Annotated in this window: 15 protein-coding genes; 12 read left to right on the top strand and 3 right to left on the bottom strand. The window is 67.1% G+C overall.

Annotated elements, in window-relative coordinates:
• Positions 1-182: 182 nt before the first annotated feature.
• From AC1RJW_RS17320 to AC1RJW_RS17330, 3 genes are read left to right on the top strand one after another with little or no spacing between them, the layout of a single operon-like run.
• Positions 183-1,793, top strand: a complete 1,611-nt coding sequence (locus AC1RJW_RS17320; RefSeq protein WP_493046034.1) for an acyl-CoA ligase (AMP-forming), exosortase A system-associated — start codon at positions 183-185, stop codon at positions 1,791-1,793.
• Entirely contained in the window at positions 1,790-3,049 is a 1,260-nt protein-coding gene (locus AC1RJW_RS17325; RefSeq protein ID WP_493046035.1) for a pyridoxal-dependent decarboxylase, exosortase A system-associated, read from the top strand. Before AC1RJW_RS17320 ends, AC1RJW_RS17325 begins: the two co-directional genes overlap by 4 nt.
• The gene (locus AC1RJW_RS17330) at positions 3,046-4,983 is read left to right on the top strand and encodes an asparagine synthetase B family protein (protein WP_493046036.1); all 1,938 of its coding nucleotides are present in this window, start codon (positions 3,046-3,048) and stop codon (positions 4,981-4,983) included. The genes AC1RJW_RS17325 and AC1RJW_RS17330 overlap by 4 nt, the downstream gene beginning before the upstream one ends.
• Here AC1RJW_RS17330 and AC1RJW_RS17335 read toward each other — a convergent pair.
• Both AC1RJW_RS17335 and AC1RJW_RS17340 read right to left on the bottom strand, forming a co-directional pair.
• Positions 4,892-5,827, bottom strand: coding sequence for a polysaccharide deacetylase family protein (locus tag AC1RJW_RS17335; RefSeq protein ID WP_493046037.1), 936 nt, complete (start codon positions 5,825-5,827; stop codon positions 4,892-4,894). The genes AC1RJW_RS17330 and AC1RJW_RS17335 overlap by 92 nt on opposite strands.
• On the bottom strand, positions 5,824-7,128 hold the full coding sequence (locus tag AC1RJW_RS17340; protein WP_493046038.1) for a putative O-glycosylation ligase, exosortase A system-associated: 1,305 nt from the start codon (positions 7,126-7,128) through the stop codon (positions 5,824-5,826). The genes AC1RJW_RS17335 and AC1RJW_RS17340 overlap by 4 nt, the downstream gene beginning before the upstream one ends.
• A gap of 152 nt (positions 7,129-7,280) precedes the next feature.
• Here AC1RJW_RS17340 and AC1RJW_RS17345 point away from each other — a divergent pair, with 152 nt between their 5' ends.
• The 7 genes from AC1RJW_RS17345 to AC1RJW_RS17375 all read left to right on the top strand — a co-directional run bounded on the left by AC1RJW_RS17345 (position 7,281) and on the right by AC1RJW_RS17375 (position 17,035).
• On the top strand, positions 7,281-9,365 hold the full coding sequence (locus AC1RJW_RS17345) for a glycosyltransferase (protein ID WP_493046039.1): 2,085 nt from the start codon (positions 7,281-7,283) through the stop codon (positions 9,363-9,365).
• A gap of 15 nt (positions 9,366-9,380) precedes the next feature.
• On the top strand, positions 9,381-10,850 hold the full coding sequence (locus AC1RJW_RS17350; protein ID WP_493046040.1) for a lipopolysaccharide biosynthesis protein: 1,470 nt from the start codon (positions 9,381-9,383) through the stop codon (positions 10,848-10,850).
• Between the two features lie 37 nt (positions 10,851-10,887).
• Complete coding sequence (locus tag AC1RJW_RS17355) at positions 10,888-11,961, top strand: glycosyltransferase family 4 protein (protein WP_493046041.1); 1,074 nt, start codon at positions 10,888-10,890, stop codon at positions 11,959-11,961.
• Positions 11,951-13,516: an MBOAT family O-acyltransferase gene (locus AC1RJW_RS17360; protein WP_493046042.1), complete on the top strand. Its 1,566-nt coding sequence runs from the start codon at positions 11,951-11,953 to the stop codon at positions 13,514-13,516. Before AC1RJW_RS17355 ends, AC1RJW_RS17360 begins: the two co-directional genes overlap by 11 nt.
• 2 nt (positions 13,517-13,518) lie before the next feature.
• Positions 13,519-14,709, top strand: coding sequence for a hypothetical protein (locus AC1RJW_RS17365; RefSeq protein ID WP_493046043.1), 1,191 nt, complete (start codon positions 13,519-13,521; stop codon positions 14,707-14,709).
• Between the two features lie 44 nt (positions 14,710-14,753).
• A complete protein-coding gene (locus AC1RJW_RS17370; RefSeq protein ID WP_493046044.1) occupies positions 14,754-15,944 on the top strand; it encodes a hypothetical protein in 1,191 nt (396 codons plus the stop codon).
• Positions 15,945-16,030: 86 nt separating this feature from the next.
• Complete coding sequence (locus AC1RJW_RS17375) at positions 16,031-17,035, top strand: 2-hydroxyacid dehydrogenase (RefSeq protein ID WP_493046045.1); 1,005 nt, start codon at positions 16,031-16,033, stop codon at positions 17,033-17,035.
• On the opposite strand, the gene AC1RJW_RS17380 is transcribed toward AC1RJW_RS17375, so the two are convergent.
• The gene (locus AC1RJW_RS17380; protein ID WP_493046046.1) at positions 17,024-17,386 is read right to left on the bottom strand and encodes a TfoX/Sxy family protein; all 363 of its coding nucleotides are present in this window, start codon (positions 17,384-17,386) and stop codon (positions 17,024-17,026) included. The genes AC1RJW_RS17375 and AC1RJW_RS17380 overlap by 12 nt on opposite strands.
• A gap of 98 nt (positions 17,387-17,484) precedes the next feature.
• Here AC1RJW_RS17380 and AC1RJW_RS17385 point away from each other — a divergent pair, with 98 nt between their 5' ends.
• Positions 17,485-17,718, top strand: a complete 234-nt coding sequence (locus AC1RJW_RS17385; RefSeq protein WP_493046047.1) for a hypothetical protein — start codon at positions 17,485-17,487, stop codon at positions 17,716-17,718.
• On the top strand, positions 17,715-18,176 hold the full coding sequence (locus tag AC1RJW_RS17390; protein ID WP_493046048.1) for a MepB family protein: 462 nt from the start codon (positions 17,715-17,717) through the stop codon (positions 18,174-18,176). The genes AC1RJW_RS17385 and AC1RJW_RS17390 overlap by 4 nt, the downstream gene beginning before the upstream one ends.
• Positions 18,177-18,376 lie beyond the last annotated feature (200 nt).

Raw genomic sequence — 18,376 nt, forward strand, 5'->3', positions numbered from 1 at the left:
GAACGGATGGGGCGGCTATGCAGCCAACGCTGTCCATTAGAGCGCAGCGGGCGCGGGCCGGTGTTGCGCCGGCTCAAGCTGTGTTGCTGAAACTGTTAATTGATCAAAATCAAGACCGCTGTGGCCGTTTGTCTGAATCATAGGGGAATGCATGGCAATCATGGCAACCCGGGGATGAAACGATGGCGACACTGATACACGATCTGATCTTCGACGCAGCGCAGCGGGCGCCCCACGCGCCGGCCCTGTCGTGGCAGGGCGAGGAAATGAGCTATGCCGCGCTGGCGCAATCCGTGCGCGAGACGGCCGGCACCTTGCTGACCCTGGGCTTGCGGCGCGGTGCGCGCGTGGCCGTGTACCTGGAAAAACGCCCGGAAAACGTCAGCGCCATGTTTGGCGCGGCGGCGGCCGGCGGCGTGTTCGTGCCCGTCAATCCGCTGCTCAAGCCGGACCAGGTGGCGTACATCCTGGCCGACTGCAACGTGGCCATCCTCGTCACCTCGCGCGAACGCCTGGCACAGCTGGCCCCCGCGCTGGCCGCCTGCCCGGACTTGCAGACGGTGCTGCTGACGGGCGAACCGCTGCCGCAAACGAGCCTGGGCAAGGTGCGGCTGCTGCCGTGGACTGCAGTGCCCACCGATGTGCCCGCCACCGGCGCGCCAGCACCCAGGCCGCACGCGGCGATCGACACGGACATGGCCGCCATTTTATATACCTCGGGCAGCACGGGGCGGCCGAAAGGCGTGGTGCTGTCGCACCGCAACATGCTGGCGGGCGCGCTCAGCGTGTCGGGCTATCTGCGCAACATGCCGGACGACCGCATCCTGTGCGTGCTGCCGCTCAGCTTTGACTATGGCCTGAGCCAGCTGACGACGGCCTTTGCCAGCGGCGCCTGCGCCGTGCTGATGAATTATCTGCTGCTGCGCGACATCGTCGAAGCCGTGGAGCAGGAAGCCATCACGGGCCTGGCCGCCGTGCCGCCCCTGTGGGTGCAGCTGTCGCAGCTGAGCTGGCCCCTGTCCACGCCCTTGCGCTACATCACCAATTCGGGCGGCGTGATGCAGCGCGCCACGCTCGCCAAGCTGCGCCAGTCGCTGCCGCGCACGCAGGTCTACCTGATGTATGGCTTGACGGAAGCGTTCCGCTCCACCTATCTGGCGCCGGAACAGCTGGAGCGGCGCCCCGATTCCATCGGACAGGCGATCCCCAACGCGGAAGTGCTGGTGCTGCGCCCGGACGGCAGCGTCTGCGACGCCGACGAGCCGGGCGAGCTCGTGCACCGCGGCGCGCTGGTGGCGCTCGGCTACTGGAACGATGCGGCGCGCACGGCCGAGCGCTTCAAGCCGCTGCCGCCCCAGGCCAGCGGCCTGGTGCTGCCGGAACTGGCCGTCTGGTCGGGCGACACCGTGCGCCGCGATGCGGAAGGCTATCTGTATTTCGTGGGCCGCAGCGATGACATGATCAAGACCTCCGGCTACCGGGTCAGCCCGGCCGAGATCGAGGAAGTCGCGTATGCGAGCGGGCTGGTGGGCGATGCCGCCGCGCTGGGCCTGCCCCATGCCGTGCTGGGCCAGGCCATCGCCTTGCTCGTCACGCCCGCGCCCGGTGTCGAATTGCTGCGCGACAGCGTGCTGGCCGCCTGCCGCGCGCGCCTGCCCAGCTATATGGTGCCGCTGTGGGTGGAAATCCGCGACGGCGTGCTGCCACGCAATCCGAACGGCAAGATCGACCGCCCCTTGCTGGCCAGGGAACTGGCGCAGGCGTATGCGGTCCAATCAGGAGATGCGGCATGAAGGACTTGATTCGCTCGAACAGTACGGAATTACCGTTGCACTCGGCCCTGGGCCAGCAGTTCGCCGTGGAAAACGACATGCTGCAGGTCGGCGGCGTGCCCTTGCGCCGGCTGGCCCAGCGGGTGGGCAGCACGCCGTTCTATGCGTATGACCGCGCACACATCACGCGCCGCATGGCGGAGTTGCGCGCCGCCTTGCCCGCCGGCGTGCATGTGCATTACGCGATGAAGGCCAATCCCATGCCGGCCGTGGTGCAGTGGCTGGCGGGGCTGGTCGATGGCATCGACGTGGCCTCGGGCGGCGAACTGGCCACGGCGCTCGATACGCCGATGCCGGCCGAACGCATCAGTTTTGCGGGGCCGGGCAAGAGCGATGGCGAGCTGGCGCGGGCCGTGGCCGCGGGCGTATTGATCAACGTGGAGTCCAGCGCCCAGCTGGAAAGGACGGCGCTGGCCAGCGAGCGGCTGGGCATGACGGCCCGGGTGGCCGTGCGCGTGAATCCCGATTTCGCCTTGCGCCGCACGGGCATGCGCATGGGCGGCGGGGCGCAGCCGTTTGGCGTCGATGCGGCCCTGGTGCCGGCGCTGCTGGGGCGCATCGGCCAGCTGGGCCTGGATTTCCACGGCTTTCACCTGTATGCGGGTTCGCAAAGCCTGTCGGCGCCAGCCCTGGCCGAAGCGCAGGCCATGAGCGTGCAGCTGGCCCTGCAGCTGGCCGACAGCGCGCCGTCGCCCTTGCGCACCCTGAATATCGGCGGCGGCTTCGGCGTGCCGTATTTTCCCGGCGACCAGGCGCTTGACCTGGCGCCCGTGGCCGCAGGCTTGCAGCGGCAGCTCGATCTGCTGGCCCAGGCGGCGCCCGGCGTGCGCCTGAACCTGGAACTGGGCCGCTACCTGGTGGCCGAGGCCGGTATCTATGTGTGCAAGGTGCTCGAACGCAAGGTATCGCATGGACAGGTATTTTTAGTGACGGATGGCGGCTTGCACCACCACCTGGCCGCTTCCGGCAATTTTGGCCAGCTGATCCGCAAGAATTACCCGGTCGCCATCGGCAACCGGCTGCACGGCGGGCCGCGCGAAGTGGCGTCCGTCGTGGGGCCGCTGTGCACGCCGCTGGACTTGCTGGCCGACCAGATGGAGATGGCGCGTGCCGAGGAGGGCGACCTGGTGGTGGTGTTCCAGTCGGGCGCGTATGGCTTGACGGCCAGCCCGACGGCGTTTCTCGGCCATCCGCTGCCGGCCGAGGTGCTCGTATGAGCGGCCTGTGCGGTTGGCTGGCAGCGGCGAGCGGGGCTGCTCGCCTGAGCGATGCCGATGGCGCCGCGTCCGCCGCGCTGGCCGGCATGGCCGCGCCCCTGTCGCGCTTCGACAGTGCGCCCCTGGCCGCCAGCATCAGCGAAGTGGGCGGCGTGGCCGTGGCCGCCATCGACGGCAGCCGTCACGTGTATCAGCAGGATGGCTTGCAGGTGGCGATCTGGGGCCGGCCCATGCTCGACGGTTCGGCCGACGACGTGGCGTGCCGCCTCGCATCGCTGTGGCTGAGCCGGGGCGTGGCCGCCTGCGCCAGCCTGTCCGGGCCATTCTCGCTGGCCATCCTCGACGCCTTTGCCGGCTCGGCCCTGCTGGCCGTGGACCGCGCCGGCATGCATCCGCTCAGCTATGCGAGCAATGCGCAAGGCCTGTTCTTTGCCTCCTCGCTGGATGCCTTGCTGGCCCATCCGTCCGTGCGGGGCGCCCTCGATCCGCAGGCGTTGTACCACTATTTGTACTTCCACATGGTGCCCGGCCCGGCCACGGCCTATCTTGGCCAGCAGCGCTTGCTGCCCGGCGAATACCTGCACGTACGGGGCGGCAAGCAATGCAAGGGCAGCTATTGGCAGCTGGCCTTCCAGGAGCCGGCAGCGCGCACGCGGGCCAGCTTCGCCGGCAACAAGCAGGAATTCCTGCGCCTGCTGCGCCTGGCCGTGGAAAGCAGCCTGGGCAGCGACAGCGCCAGCACGGGCGCCTTTCTGAGCGGCGGCACGGACAGCTCCACCCTGGCCGCCATCATGGGGCAGGTGACGGGCCGGCCCGCGCGCACGTATTCCATCGGCTTCGACGCGCCCGGCTACGACGAAATGGCGTATGCGCGCCTGGCCGCCAGCCACGCGGGCAGCATCCACCACGAACGCTACGTCACGCCCGGCGACGTGCTGGCCGCGATTCCCGCCATGGCGGCCATCTTCGACCAGCCTTTCGGCAATGCCTCGGCCATTCCCGCCTACTATTGCGCGCAGATGGCGCGCGAGGATGGCATCACGCGCCTGCTGGGCGGCGACGGCGGCGACGAATTGTTTGGCGGCAATGAACGCTATGCGCACCAGGCCTTGCTGTCGCAGTACGAACGCTTGCCCGTCATGCTGCGCCAGGCCATCATCGAGCCGCTGCTGTTCCGTGAGCGGACAAGTCAACCGTGGCGCCTGGGCGACAAGGCGCGCCGCTACATCGAGCAGGCGAGCCTGCCGCTGCCGGCCAGGCTCGACGGCTATAACCTGCTGCTGCGCCATGGCTACCGCACGGTGCTGGAAGCGGGCTTCATCGACACCATCGACCCGGGCATGGCGCCCGGCTGCGTGAATGGCGCGTATTGGGAGCGGCAAGGGCAAGGCTTGAGCCAGATCAATGAACTGCTGGCCCTGGACATGCGCTTTACCCTGGCCGACAACGACCTGTTCAAGGTGCGCAAGGCGTGCGAGCTGGCCGGCGTGGAAGCGGCGTTTCCCTTCCTGCACGATGCGATGGTGGCGTTCGCGTCGCGCCTGGCGCCGCGCGACAAGCTCGACGGCAGGCAGCTGCGGCCTTTCTTCAAGCGGGCGCTGGCGGAAATCCTGCCGCCGGCCATCGTGCGCAAGCAAAAGCACGGCTTCGGCTTGCCTTTCGGCCAGTGGCTGCACAGCCACGCGCAGCTGCGCGACTTTGCCTTCGACAACCTCACGCAGCTGCGCGGGCGCGGCATCGTGCGGCCCGCCTTCATCGACGATTTGCAGGGACGCTTGCTGGCGGAACATCCGGCCTATCACGGCACCATGGTGTGGCTGCTGCTGATGCTGGAACAGTGGCTCAGCCAGCATCCGGGCGCGCTGGGTGCGCTTGCCGGCGGTTTTGCCGCAACCGCCACAGAAACGCCAGCCGTCCTCGATCCCACGGCGTAAAGCGGGGCAGCTGCAGCAGGTCGAGCCCAGCGCCGGGGCGCGCCACGCCCCAGTCCGTCGCCACGGCCGCCTGGAAACCCAGCTTTTGCACCATCGCCACGTGCGGCGCGCCGTAATCGCGCCCGGCCTTGCCGTTCGGATACGCAAACAGGGTGACGGGCGCCTGTATCAAGTCTTCCAGCCGGTGCTTGCCGTCGGCGATGTCGCGCTGCGCGGCATGGTCCGGCAGGGTGGACAGAATCGGGTGGCTGGCCGTGTGCGCGCCCAGTCCCATGCCGGCCGCGTGCAACTGGCGCAGCTGCGGCGTGCTCAGCATGGCGGGCGGACCTGCCGCCGCGCCCGCCTGGCGGCGGATCTGCAGGGCCAGCTGCTGGCGTTGGGCGAACGGCAGGTATTTGAGCCGGCCCAGCAAGGCGGCGATGGCCGCTTGCCGCTGCGCCAGGCTGGCGACGGGCAGGCAGTCCAGGCCGTGTTCCCGCAAGTCCAGCTGGGGGCCGGGCGCCTGGCGCACGGCCTCGATCACCGTGTCGTTCCACATCTGCCCGTCATCGAGGTAGCCCGTGGCGATAAAAAACGTGGCGTGCAAGCCGTGCCGCTGCAGCAGGGGCAGGGCCACTTGCGCATTGTCCGCATAGCCGTCGTCGAAGGTGATGCAGGCGGCGCGCGGTGCCAGGCTGCCATCCTGTAGCCGCTGCACGGCCTCGCTGAGTGGCAGCGGCGCATAAAAACGTTTTACAAGACGCAGCTGGCGCTCGAACAGGGCTGCATCGACTTCGCCGGGAAACAGCGGGTCGGGCCGCGCCAGCACGCGGTGGTAGATCAGGATGGACAGGGTGGCCGTCATGGCTGCTCCGCGACGGCGGCCCCGGCCTCGGCCTTGGCCCGGGCCTGGCGCGATGTCGGGGCCGGCGCCTGCCGCTCGACGATGATGCGCGTGGCGATCAGGGCGGCCATCAGGTAATACGGCATGTCGAAGTACAGCAGGCTGAGGAAGGCGCCGCCCACGGCAAAGCCGATCAGGCTGGCCTGGCTCATGGTGGCCAGGCCGTGCGCCCAGCGCAGTTCCGGCTGGCCCCGCGTGCGGCGGATGATGGCGGCCGCCGTGCGCCAGGTGGCGATGCCCAGCGCCAGGTAAATCAGCAGGCCGACGAAGCCATGTTCGCCCAGCGCCTGGAAATAGATGCTGTGCGCCGCATGCACGTCCATGGGATTCGGCGCGTAGCGGGCAAAGATGGCGGCGTCGGAGACGTCGAAGCCGCCGCCCAGGAAACGGTCGCGCGCCAGGTTCCACGCCATGCGCCACGCATTCAGGCGGCCCATGGCAGAACTGTCTTCCTCATAGGTATTGATGGTATCCATGCGTTCGGCCCAGCGTTCGGGCATGAAGGCCAGCAGCAGCGGCGTGACCGCGCCGAGCAGCGCGCCCAGCACCAGCTTGCGGTCGCTTTTCAGCCACATGAACAGGCCCATGGCGGCAATGGCCAGCAAGCCGCCGCGCGAATACGAGCCCAGCGCGGCCAGGGCCGACAGCAGCATCGCCCCGGACAAGCCATGGCGCACCCAGCGTCGGTGTTTCTCCGTGTTTTGCTGCAGGTAATACATGAGGGGGATGGTGATGATCAGGGCCAGGGCCAGCGCATTGTTATCTCCAATAAACGTTTCTTCCGGCCCCCAGACCCGTTCCGTGCCGCCGCTGCGGATGGTGAAGATGCCGCCTTTCACGCCGTAATAGCCGATCGAGCCCACCAGCACCCAGATCAGGCGCACGATGTCGCGCCGCGTGCGTATCACCATCATGATCACAAAGCTCATCAGCATGATCTTCATGACCTTGTTCCACTGCACCCACGACGACTCGGGCAGCAGCGCGAACAGGGCCGTGACGTTCATCCACGCGACGAACAGCAGCAGTAGCACGCTGACGGGCGTGATGGGCAGGCTTTTTGGCTCGCGCGTCATCACGAGGCTGAGCATGGTGGCGATGGCGATGATGAAGGCGAACGGCAAGTGGGTGGCAAAGCCCCAGGCCTGCGTATGCGGGTTCATGACGCTGACCCAGACCCACATCAGGCCGCCGATGGCCGGCGCCTTCAGGATGAAGGGCAGCGAACCCAGGATGATGATGGTGATCACGATGTCGCGCATGAAGGGGGACGCTCCTGGTTGTGCCCGGGTTGCCATGGTCTTGATGCCTGTCAACGGGCTGGCGGGCAGGCTCAGTACACTGGATCAATACTGCTCAGCGTTGTTGAAACTGCGAATCAGTTTTGTCATGGTAAGACCAAGGAGGCATGTCCTTGTTGACCGTTCTCATGGCGACCTACAATGGCGCCGGCACCTTGCCCCAGGTATTGCGCGCCTACCTGGGCTTGCGACCGCCCGTGGGCGGCTGGCGCCTCGTCATCGCCGACAATGGCAGCACGGACGCCACGGCCCGGGTGATCGCCGCCTTCCGCGGGCGCTTGCCCTTGAGTTCCGTCTACGTGGCGCGGCGCGGCCGCAGTCCCGCCCTGAACGGTGCCGTCGAGCACGCCTTGCGCCAGGGCGGCGATGGCAGCGAGCTGTTTGTCTTTGGCGACGACGACGCCATGCCCGCGCCCGACTGGCTGTGCCGCCTGCAGGCCTGCGCGCGCGCCCACCCCGGCTATGCCCTGTTCGGCGGCGCCATCGTGCCCGCCTGGCGCGAACAGCCGGCGGAGTGGCTGCTGCGCCTGACCCCGGTCGGTTTGACGTGGGGCATCACCAGTCCCGACCTGCGCGACGCCCCCGTGTATCCGGGCCTCGTGTGGGGCGCCAACATGGCGATACGCCGCCGCATCTTCGAGGCGGGCGCCCGCTATGACGAAAGCATCGGCCCGCAGGGAGCCAATTACGCCATGGGCAGCGAAACCCGGCTCAACCTGGAGATGCATGCGGCCGGCAATCCTTCCTGGTTCTGTCCGCAAGCGAGGGTGGCGCACATCATCCGCGCCCCGCAAGTGCGGCGTGCCTGGATACTGCGCCGCGCCATGCTGTTCGGCCGGGGCCAGTGCCGGCTGGCGACCCTGGCGCCCAGCGTGGAATTGCTGGGCGTGCCCCGCTGGATGCTGGGCAGATACGTGCGCGATACGCTCGGCGCCGTGCGGGCCTGGCTGCGGCGCGACCACGCCGACCTGTTCCTGCGCCAGTGGGAGCGGGCCTGGCTGCGCGGTTTCTTCCATGAAGCGTGGCGGGGACGGCGCAAACGCCTGCCGCGCATCGTCATCAGCAGTTATTCGGGCGAGCTGGGCGGCATGGAGCTGCGCATGGCGCAAGAGGCGAGCATGCTGGCCGCGAACGGCTATGACAGCGTGCTGGCGCTGCGGCGCTTTCCCGGCTTTACTGCCTGGGTGCAAGGCTTGCGCGCGCAGCATCTGCAGGTGCGCGTGTATGAACCGCCCCTGTTTCTCGAACACTGGGCCTGGCGCCGCTGGAACTGGCTGCGCGCCAGGGTCACGGGCGCGTGGCGGCTGCGGCGGCTGCGGCCCGACCTGGTCCACGTGGCATTCTGCTGGACCAGTTATGGCGCTTCCATCCTGTGGCTGGCCCGTCAATGCCGGCTGCCGGCCGTGATCAGCGTGCACAACGCGTTTCCCCTGGAGCCGTTCAGCGCCTGGCAGCGGCCCCGGCTGCAGGAAGCGTTTCGCAGCGTCAAGGGCGTGTATGCCGTGTCGCCGTCGGCCCTGCGGCATTTCCTCGACCTGTACCGCGACATGCTGGCGCCGCAGACGCGGCTGGCCGTCATTCCCAACGGCGTCGATACGGACACTTTTATCGTCTCGCCCGAACGGAGAATACAGGCGCGCAAGCAGCTGGGGCTGCCGCCGGACGCGCTCGTGCTCGGCTGCGTGGCACGGCTGTCCGCGCAAAAGCGTCCGCAAGCGCTGCTGGCCCTGTTCGCCCGGCTGGCGCCGCAGTTTCCCCAGCTATATTTAGTGCTGGTCGGCACGGGGCCGCTGGAAGCCATGCTGCGGCTGCAGGTGCAACAGACGGGCTTACAGGACAGAGTCGTGTTTGCCGGTTTCCGGCAGCGCGTCGAGCTGCTGATGCCGGCCTTCGACCTGCATGTGCTGCTGAGTAAGAACGAGGGCTTCGGCATCGCCACCATCGAAGCGATGGCATGCGGCGTGCCGGCCGTGGGCACGGATGTGCCGGGCACCCGCGATATCCTGCACGATAGTGAAGGAGGGCTGCTGCTGCCGCTCGACGACGAACACGCCGCCTGCGCGGCCGTGGCGCAGCTGCTGGCAGACGCCCCCCGGCGCGCCCGCATGGGACGGCTGGCGCGCGAGGAAACCGTGCAGCGCTATTCGATGCCGCGCCTGGAACGCCAGCTGCGCGGCTTTTACGCGGGCCTGGTGTAGGCGCGGGCGGTCCGCATGAGTGCCACCCGCCATTCGTTTTTCTTTTCGTTTGCCGAAAAATACACGGTACTGCTGCTGGGCATTGTCGCCACCATGGTGCTGTCGCGGCTGCTGACGCCGGCCGAGGTGGGCGTGTATTCGCTGGGCGCCGTGCTGGTGGCGCTGGCGCAAGTGGTGCGCGACTTTGGCGTGGGGCAATACCTGATCCAGGAAAAGCAGCTCGATGCCGTCAAATTGCGGGCCGCGCTGGCCACCAGCCTGCTCGTCGCCTGGCTGCTGGCGGGCCTGGTGCTGCTGGCCAGCGGGCCGCTCGCGCGTTTCTATGACGAACCCCGGCTGACCCTCGTGCTGCGGCTGCTGGCCATCAATTTCCTGTTGATCCCGTTCAGCGCCTTGACCTTGCCGATGCTGCGCCGGCAGCTGCGCTTTCGCGCCATCTACGCGATCAATGCGGCCAATAGCGTGGTCAACCTGCTGGTGGCCGTGCTGCTGGCGCTGCAGGGCTGCAGTTACATGAGCATGGTGTGGGCGGCGCTGGCCGGTTCCTGCGCCTCGCTGCTGGTGAGCCTGCTGGTGCGGCCCCGCGAACTGCCGTGGCTGCCGGGACGGCGCGGCATGGGCGCCATCGCCCGTTTTGGCGCGTATGCGACGGGTGGCGGCCTGGTCGACGAGGCGGGCGTGGCGGCGCCGGACCTGATCATCGGCAAGCTGATCGGCATTGAAAGCCTGGCCCTGTTCGGCAAGGCGCAAAGCGTGCTCAATATCTTCAACCAGGCCATCACCAGCGCCATTTCGCCCGTGGTGTTTCCCCTGTTCGCGGCGCGCGCGCGCGAAGGTGAGGGGCAGGGCGGGGCACAACGCGTGTATCTGCGCACGATCAGCTACATGACGGCGCTGGCCTGGCCGTTTTTTCTCTTCCTCGCCTGCATGGCTTTGCCCCTGGTCAAGGTGTTGTACGGCACGCAATGGCTAGCCTGTGTGCCCTTGATCCGCATCATGTGCCTGTCCTCGGCCGTGTATAGCATGTTCAGCATGGCCCGCTACCTGTTCGTGGCGACGGGCCAGCTGCATGCGCAGGTGCGGCTCGATGCCTGGGCGGGCGCCATCAAAGTGGCGCTGCTGCTGGCGGCGGCGCCGTTCGGGCTGGTGGCCGTGGCCTGGGCCGTGGTGCTGAGCAATGTGCTGCGCAGCTGGATGAGCTACGGCTGCCTGCGGCGCTTGAGCGCACTCGACTGGCGCATCCTGGCGCGGGCATTGCACAAGAGTTTGCTGCTGTGCGGCGTCAGCGCCGTCGCGCCCGTCGCTTCGCTGCTGTGCCTGCCTGCTGACACGCCGGCGCTGCTGGCGCTGGCGGGCACGGCGCTGGCCACCTTGCTGTGCTGGCTGGCCGGTATTTTCTTGTTGAAACATGAACTGGCCGGCGAGTTTCTGTTGTTGCAACGCAAGCTGGCCGGCCGCTGGCTGGCCGTCAAATCACCGCACTGAGCCGTTGACAGCGGCGCGGGCGCACGAAAGGAAGACCATGCGTGTCGGTATCCTGTCCTACCCGATGCTGTTCCAGCGCGACGGCGGCTTGCAGATCCAGGTACGCGAAACCATCGCCGCGCTGAACCGGCTGCCCCCGCTGCCGGCGCGGCCCCTGGAAGTGCAGCTGGTCGACGCCAACCACCAGCGGCTGGCCGATTTCGACGTGCTGCACGTGTTTTCGGCAAGCAATGGCACCTACCGCATCATGGAAATGGCCAGCGAGCAAGGCGTGCCCGTGGTGCTGTCGCCGCTGCTGTCGCCCGGCTGGGGCCGCGCCAGCGCCTGGCGCGCGCGGCTGGCCGACCGCCTGGCCGGGCGCTTGACGGAATGGATGGTGCAAACGAGCTATGCGCAGACGCGGCGCGCCCTGCAGCTGGCCGACGTGGTGATCGCGCTGGGCGAGGCCGAGCGCGATGCCATCGTGCAAGGTTTCGGCATGGAGGCCGATGCCATCCGCGTCTTGCCGAACGGGATCAACCCGCATTTCTTCACGGCCAATGGCGACCTGTTCCTGCGCGAGACGGGCATCGCCGGGCCGTTCGCGCTGATGGTGGGCAGCATTTCGCCGTATAAAAACCAGCTGGGACTGGCCCAGGCGCTGACAGGTGCCCGCTTGCCGCTGGTGCTGATCGGCGCCGCGCCCCGGGAACAGCAGGCGTATCTGCAGCATTTGCTGGACTTGCCGCACGTCAGCTGGCTCGGCGCGCTCGACCACGCCGACCCGCTGCTGGCCAGCGCCTACCATGCGGCGGCCGTGGCGGCCTTGCCCAGCCAGGGCGAAGTGTTTCCCTTGAGCGTGCTCGAAGCGCTGGCGGCCGGCACGCCCGTCGTCATGACGGCGCAAAGCGCGCTCGACTTGCCCGATTCCGCGTTTGCGCTGCGCAAGGTGCGCTGGGACGACGGCGCCGCGCAGCGCCAGGCCATCCTCGAACTGCTGGCGCTGCCGCCCGAGCGCCGCCGCGTGCAAGCGCTGGTGGAGCGTTTTACGTGGGAGCGGGTGGCGGCGCAGATCGTCGATTGTTACTACCAGGCGCAATCCTTGCCAGCCAGGAGGCAGCATGCTGTTTAATTCCTTCGCCTTCCTGTTCGCCTATCTGCCCATCGTACTGGCCGGCTATTTTCTGCTGGACCGCTGGCACCGCGCAAGCGGAGGCCTGGCACTCGGCTGGCGCCCGTTGGCGCCAGCCGCTTGGCTGGCGCTGGCCTCGCTGTTCTTCTATGCCTGGTGGGAGGTGCGCTACCTGCCGCTGCTGCTGGCCTCGATCTGCATCAATTACGGCGCCGGCCGCCTGCTGGGCGCCAGCGCGGGCGCGGCCCGCAAGCGCGTGCTGGCGGCGGCGCTGACGCTGAACCTGGGGCTGCTCGCGTACTACAAATATGCGAATTTCTTCATCGACAGCGTGAATGCCGTCGCCGTGGCCGCCGGTGCCAACACTGCCAGCCTGCCGTGGCACGGCCTCGACATCATCTTGCCGATCGGCATCTCGTTTTTCACCTTCACGCAGATCGCCTTCCTCGTCGATTGCTACCGGGGCGAGGTGCGCGAATACCGCTTCATCCATTACGTGCTGTTCGTCAGTTACTTTCCCCACCTGATCGCCGGCCCCGTGCTGCACCACCGCGACATGATGCCGCAGTTCGCCGACCCGGCCAACGCCCACCCGCGCGCCGCCAATTTCGCCATCGGCCTGTCGATCTTCATCATCGGCCTGGCAAAGAAGGTGCTGATCGCCGACAACCTGTCACCGCTGGCCATCCCCGTCTTCGCGGCCGGCGCCCAGCCGACCCTGATCGAGGCGTGGATCGGCGTGCTGGCCTACACCTTCCAGCTGTATTTCGACTTTTCCGGCTATTCGGACATGGCCATCGGCCTGTCGCGCCTGTTCGGCGTGAAATTGCCGCTGAACTTCAACTCGCCGTACAAGGCGGCCAACATCGCCGACTTCTGGCGCCGCTGGCACATGACCTTGTCGCGTTTCCTGCGCGATTATTTATACATCCCGCTGGGCGGCAGCCGGCGCGGCGAGGTCATGCGCTACCGTAACCTGATGCTGACCATGCTGCTGGGCGGCCTGTGGCACGGCGCCGGCTGGACCTTCGTCATCTGGGGCGGTCTGCATGGGCTGTATCTGGTGCTGCAGCAGGCGTGGCAGCGCGCGTTCGGCGCGGTCCGGGCGCGCTGGTGGCCCGGCCTCCTGACTTTTCTGGCCGTCATGCTGGCCTGGATCTTCTTCCGCGCGCCCGACGTGGCCACGGCCTGGGATATAACCGGCGCGCTGGTGGGGGCGAATGGCGTGAGCCTGCCGCGCGGCCTGGCCAGCCATGGGGCCAGCCTGGCGCAATGGGGCTTGCATCCGGCCTTTGGCGGCATCCGCTGGATCGAACTGGCGGGCCCCGGCTTGCCCGTGCTGCTGGGCGCGATGCTGCTGGCCTTCAAGGCGCCGAACACGCAAGAAATATTCTTTCTCTACGAGCCTGCCATTGAAAGAATATTTCAGCCTGCCGGGCGCTGGGCCTTCAGTTGGCGGCCCACGCGCCGCTGGAGCGTGGGTCTGGCCGCGCTGTTCGTCGCCTGCATCTTCGGCATGAACCGGGTCACCGAATTTCTCTACTTCCAGTTCTGAGCATGGATACCGCCGCCCGCCGCTACCTCGTCTGCTTCCTCGCCTGCGTCGGCCTGGCGCTCGGTGCCGTCTCGTTCCTCAACTACCAGGTCGATCCCTACCTGCTGCACCAGTGGGACAGTCCCTTGCTGCAGCGCCCGCGCCAGATCAACGAAAAGCTCGGCGCCTGGGCCAAGACCTACGCCGTGGCGCGCTACCGGCCGGCCGTCATCTACATCGGCAATTCGCGCACGGAAATGGGCTTGCCGACCAGCGTGCGCACCCTGTTCGATGGCAAGCGCGTGTTCAACAGCGCGGTGTCCGGCGCCTCGGTCGGCGACGCCATCCGCCTGGCCGAGCATGCGGCCAGGGTCAGCCGCGTCCACACCATGGTATGGGGCATCGACGCGCCCACTTTTTCCCTGGAGATGGGGGCGGCGCGCGTGGAAGACAGCCTGACGGGTGCCGAGCATGGCTTTTTCGCCCGGCGCGCCCTGGTCAACCTGAAGCGCGGCCTGACCATGGACATGACGCAGGACAGCGTGCGCATCCTCACCGGCAATGCCGGCGATACCTGCCGCTCCAACCTGGCCGTGTACGGGCAGCGCGACGAGACGTGTACCCTCAAGGGCATCGAGCACTGGCTCGGAACGAAGGACGCCATACCCGTGCGGCTGCAGGAATTCGGCGATGGCCTGGGGCCGACGCCGCCTTCGACCCCCGCCTTCGATGCCAGCATCGGCAAGCTGTGCCGGGCAGGCATGCGTTTGCGCATGTACATCCACCCCACGCACGCGCTGACGATGTATGTGCTGCACTGGCGCGGCAAGTGGAATGCCATGCAGGCCTGGCAGCGCGGCCTGGTGAATATCGTCGAGCGCCACCGCCAGCAGGGCTGCGACGTGCGCCTGGTTGATTTTTCCGGCTTTAACAGCATCACGACCGAAGCGACCCCGCTCGTCAGCGGCAAGCCCGACATGCATTATTACTGGGAAGTGTCGCATTACCGGGACAATGTGGGCCACTTGATCCTGGCGCGCCTGTTCGGCGGCGGCACGCCGGCGCCCGCCGATTTCGGCGTGGAGCTGACGCGGGACAACGTCGACGCGCACCAGGCGGCCACGCGCGCCGCGCGCGACCGCTATCGCGTGGAACACGCGCGCGAGGCGGCCTATGCGCAGCAGGTGCTGGACGGGCCGCTGATCCGGCGTTGATGCAAGGCGCCACGTACGCCATTTCTCCACTTCCGATGCTGACCATGGATACCACCGCCCGCCGCTACCTCGCCATCTTCTTTGCCTGCGCGCTGGTCGCGCTGGCCCTGATCTCCGCCGTGAATTACCGCGTCGATCCCTACCTGCTGCACCAGTGGGATACGCCGCTGGTGCAGCGCCTGCGTCCCACTTATGAAAAGCTCGCCGTGTGGGGCAAGACGTATGCCGTGGCGCGCTACCGGCCCGCCATCGTGTATATCGGCAATTCGCGCACGGAAATGGGCTTGCCCACCAAGGTGCGCGCCTTGTTCGATGGCAAGAGCGTTTTCAACAGTGCCGTCTCGGGCGCTTCGATCGGCGACGCCATCCGCCTGGCCGAGCACGCGGCCAGGGTCAGCCATGTCGACACCATGGTGTGGGGCATCGACGCGCCTTCATTTTCGCTGGAACTGGGCTCGGCCGGCGTGGAGCCGGGCTTGACGGCCGGCGGCCCCGCGTTTTTCGCGCGGCGCGCCTTGCTCAACATCAAGCGCGGCCTGACCGTGGACATGACGCGCGATACCTGGCGCATCCTCAGCGGCAGCTACGACGGCGTGTGCCTGTCCAGCCTGGCCCTGGACGGCCAGCGCGACCAGTCCTGCATCACCGCCCGCAACCATGGCTGGGTGGGCACGGCCCGCTCGTTTACGCCGCGGCTGCAGGAATTCGGCGACGGCCTGGGACCGACCGTACCCGCGCTGCACGCCTTCGATGCCAGCGTCGGCAAGCTGTGCCGTGGCGGCACGCGCTTGCGCCTGTACATCAATCCCACGCACGCGCTCACGCTCGATGCCCTGTACTGGCGCGGCAAGTGGGACGCCATGCAGCAATGGCAGCGCGACCTGGCGCAACTGGCGCAGCGCCACCGCAGCCAGGGCTGCGACGTGCGCCTGTACGATTTCTCCGGTTTCAACAGCATCACCAGCGAGCCGATCCCGCAGGTGACGGGCGTGCGCGAGATGCGTTATTACTGGGAAGCATCGCACTACCGCGACAACGTGGGCCATTTCATCCTGGCGCGCCTGTTCGGCGGCGAGGTGCCGCCGCCGGCGGACTTTGGCGTCGAGCTGACGGAAGGCAGCATCGCGGCCCACCAGGCGGCCATGCGCGCCGCGCGCGAGCGCTACCACGCGCAGCACGCCGAAGAAACGGCCTACCTGCGCCACGTGCTGACCTTGCCCCGCGAGCCCAAATAGGCGGCCAGGGAGTCAGGCGGACGCCGCGCGGCAGGGCGCTTGCGCTATGATGATGTTTTGCCATTCAGCAAGTTCCAGGACACACCATGAAAATCGCCTTCTTTGCCAGCCAGCCCTACGACCGCCGTTTCTTCGATGAAGCCTTGCCGTCCCAGCCCGACCCGGCCGGCATCGAACTGGTCTACCACAGCGCCTTGCTGAGCCAGGAAACCGTGGTGCTGGCGCAAGGCGCGCACGCCGTCTGCGTCTTCGTCAACGACGTGCTCGACGCGCCCGTGCTGGAAACCCTGCACGGCTACGGCGTGCGCGCCATCTTGCTGCGCTGCGCCGGCTACAACAACCTCGACCTGGAAGCGGCCAAACGCCTGGGCTTGTTCGTCGCGCGCGTGCCCGCGTATTCGCCGGAAGCCGTGGCCGAATACACCTTGGCCCTGGTGCAGACGCTGAACCGCCACACGCACCGCGCCTACGCCCGCGTGCGCGAAGGCAATTTCTCGCTCGACGGCTTGCTGGGTTCTACTTTGCACGGCAAGACCGTGGGCATCGTCGGCACGGGCAAGATCGGCCTGGCCACGGCGCGCATTTTCAAGGGCTTCGGCTGCACGGTGCTGGGCCACGATCCGTACCCGGCGCCCGCGTTCGCGCAGCTGGGCACGATGGTCGAATTGCCGCAGTTGCTGGCCGAGTCCGATATCGTCTCGCTGCATTGCCCCCTGATGGACAGCACGCGCCACATGATCAGCGAAGCAACGTTACCGCTGATGAAGAAGGGCGCCATGCTGGTGAACACTTCGCGCGGCGGCCTGATCGACACGGGCGCCGTCATCGAAGCGCTCAAGTCGCGCCAGCTAGGCTCGCTCGCCATCGACGTGTACGAGCAGGAAAGCAATCTGTTCTTCCAGGACCGCTCGTCCGACATCATCGACGACGACGTCTTCCAGCGCCTGATGACCTTCCCCAACGTACTGGTGACGGGCCACCAGGGCTTCTTCACCATCGAGGCGCTGCGCGAAATCGCCGCCATCACGTATCACAACCTGGCCTGTTTCCGTGAAGGCAAGGCGTGCGAGAACAGCGTATTAGCTGCTTGACGCCGGTTTCCTGGGCTTGGGCGGCGGCTTGGGTTTCGGCTGCGGCAAGGCGTCGGCCGTACGCCGTGCCAGCTGGCTCAGCCAGTCGCGCTCGTCCCACAGACCGCCATCGATGAGGAAATACGGCTTGGCTTGCGGATAGGGCGGCGCTTCCTGCAGCGTGCCCATGGTACTGATCCAGGCGCGGCCCGCGTCCGTCGGCTTGATGAAGAGCATGTCGTCGGCGACGATGGCGAACATCTTGCCGTCGCAATACAGGCCGTACTCGCCAAACATTTTCTTGGCGCTGATGCCGCCCGCGCCCGCCATCTGGTCGAGCAGAAAATCCACCGTGCCTTGCTGTGATGCCATGTCGTCCTCCGTATGAATGAATAGTGTAGCGCACTGGCCAGGACAGGGCGGTGCGGCTACACTACGGCCATTGATTTTTTCGCATCCCTTATTCTTTCATGACACCCCAGCCTATTATTCACCGCGGCATCAGCATCGCCACCCTGGCCGCCAGCGATGCCATCGAAACCCACTGCGCACCGGGCCACACGGCCATCCGTGAGCAGGCTGATGGGTGGTGGCTGTATTTTGTCGACGAGGATGGCAACGTCGACGGCTACGACAGCCCGTTCGCCAGCCACGCCGAAGCGCTGTGGGCGGCCAAGGCCGCAGCCGAGTTCAGCGCGCAATGAAGGCCAGTCCGTGGGCCTTCCTGGGCTTGCCGCAAGCGCCCGTGCCGGAAGCGGAAAGCGCGGAATACGGCGCCTGCCGCACCGACCTGCACGGCAAGCGTCTGGTCTTGCGCGTGGCCAAGACCACGCCGACGAAAACCGGCCAGTTCGTCACCGTCTGGAAGCGCCCCCATCCCGACGCCGACATCGCCCCGCTGGACGACGCGGACCCCGTCGATGCCGTCATCATCGCCGTCACTGACGGCGCACAGCACGGCTTCTTCATTTTGCCGCGCAGCGTGCTGGTCGAGCGTGGCGTGATGTCGCGCGCCGGCCAGGGCGGCAAGCGCGCGCTGCGCGTGTATCCGCCCTGGTGCGCGCCGCAATCCATCCAGGCGCAGCGCACGCAGCGGTGGCAGGCGCAGTGGTTTGTGGCGGCGGGGGATCAACGAAGGCTGGAACAGATGCTTGGGCAGTAATTGTTTCCGTTTACTTAGAATATGTCTGCGCCCAGTTGCTGTGTTAGAACATCTCGAAAGCCCTCCTTTTGGCATGACGGCAATGAAACCTTTACTGAGGCATTCCAATCGTCCGCTATCGGCCTATTGCGTTGAAAAACTCCAGTTGAGCAGGCGATCTTCACGATTTGCCGCTGTCTAAGCAAAGAAAAGACGGAGGC

Source organism: Janthinobacterium sp. GW822-FHT07A03 (assembly GCF_058798815.1).

What these genes read in the sequence shown, in the direction of transcription:
- AC1RJW_RS17340 (WP_493046038.1), bottom strand. Translation starts at nt 7,128, where the DNA reads ATGCGCGACATCGTGATCACCATCATCATCCTGGGTTCGCTGCCCTTC.
- AC1RJW_RS17355 (WP_493046041.1), top strand. Translation starts at nt 10,888, where the DNA reads ATGCGTGTCGGTATCCTGTCCTACCCGATGCTGTTCCAGCGCGACGGC.
- AC1RJW_RS17365 (WP_493046043.1), top strand. Translation starts at nt 13,519, where the DNA reads ATGGATACCGCCGCCCGCCGCTACCTCGTCTGCTTCCTCGCCTGCGTC.
- AC1RJW_RS17370 (WP_493046044.1), top strand. Translation starts at nt 14,754, where the DNA reads ATGGATACCACCGCCCGCCGCTACCTCGCCATCTTCTTTGCCTGCGCG.
- AC1RJW_RS17390 (WP_493046048.1), top strand. Translation starts at nt 17,715, where the DNA reads ATGAAGGCCAGTCCGTGGGCCTTCCTGGGCTTGCCGCAAGCGCCCGTG.
- AC1RJW_RS17320 (WP_493046034.1), top strand. Translation starts at nt 183, where the DNA reads ATGGCGACACTGATACACGATCTGATCTTCGACGCAGCGCAGCGGGCG.
- AC1RJW_RS17360 (WP_493046042.1), top strand. Translation starts at nt 11,951, where the DNA reads ATGCTGTTTAATTCCTTCGCCTTCCTGTTCGCCTATCTGCCCATCGTA.
- AC1RJW_RS17325 (WP_493046035.1), top strand. Translation starts at nt 1,790, where the DNA reads ATGAAGGACTTGATTCGCTCGAACAGTACGGAATTACCGTTGCACTCG.
- AC1RJW_RS17330 (WP_493046036.1), top strand. Translation starts at nt 3,046, where the DNA reads ATGAGCGGCCTGTGCGGTTGGCTGGCAGCGGCGAGCGGGGCTGCTCGC.
- AC1RJW_RS17335 (WP_493046037.1), bottom strand. Translation starts at nt 5,827, where the DNA reads ATGACGGCCACCCTGTCCATCCTGATCTACCACCGCGTGCTGGCGCGG.
- AC1RJW_RS17350 (WP_493046040.1), top strand. Translation starts at nt 9,381, where the DNA reads ATGAGTGCCACCCGCCATTCGTTTTTCTTTTCGTTTGCCGAAAAATAC.
- AC1RJW_RS17385 (WP_493046047.1), top strand. Translation starts at nt 17,485, where the DNA reads ATGACACCCCAGCCTATTATTCACCGCGGCATCAGCATCGCCACCCTG.
- AC1RJW_RS17380 (WP_493046046.1), bottom strand. Translation starts at nt 17,386, where the DNA reads ATGGCATCACAGCAAGGCACGGTGGATTTTCTGCTCGACCAGATGGCG.
- AC1RJW_RS17375 (WP_493046045.1), top strand. Translation starts at nt 16,031, where the DNA reads ATGAAAATCGCCTTCTTTGCCAGCCAGCCCTACGACCGCCGTTTCTTC.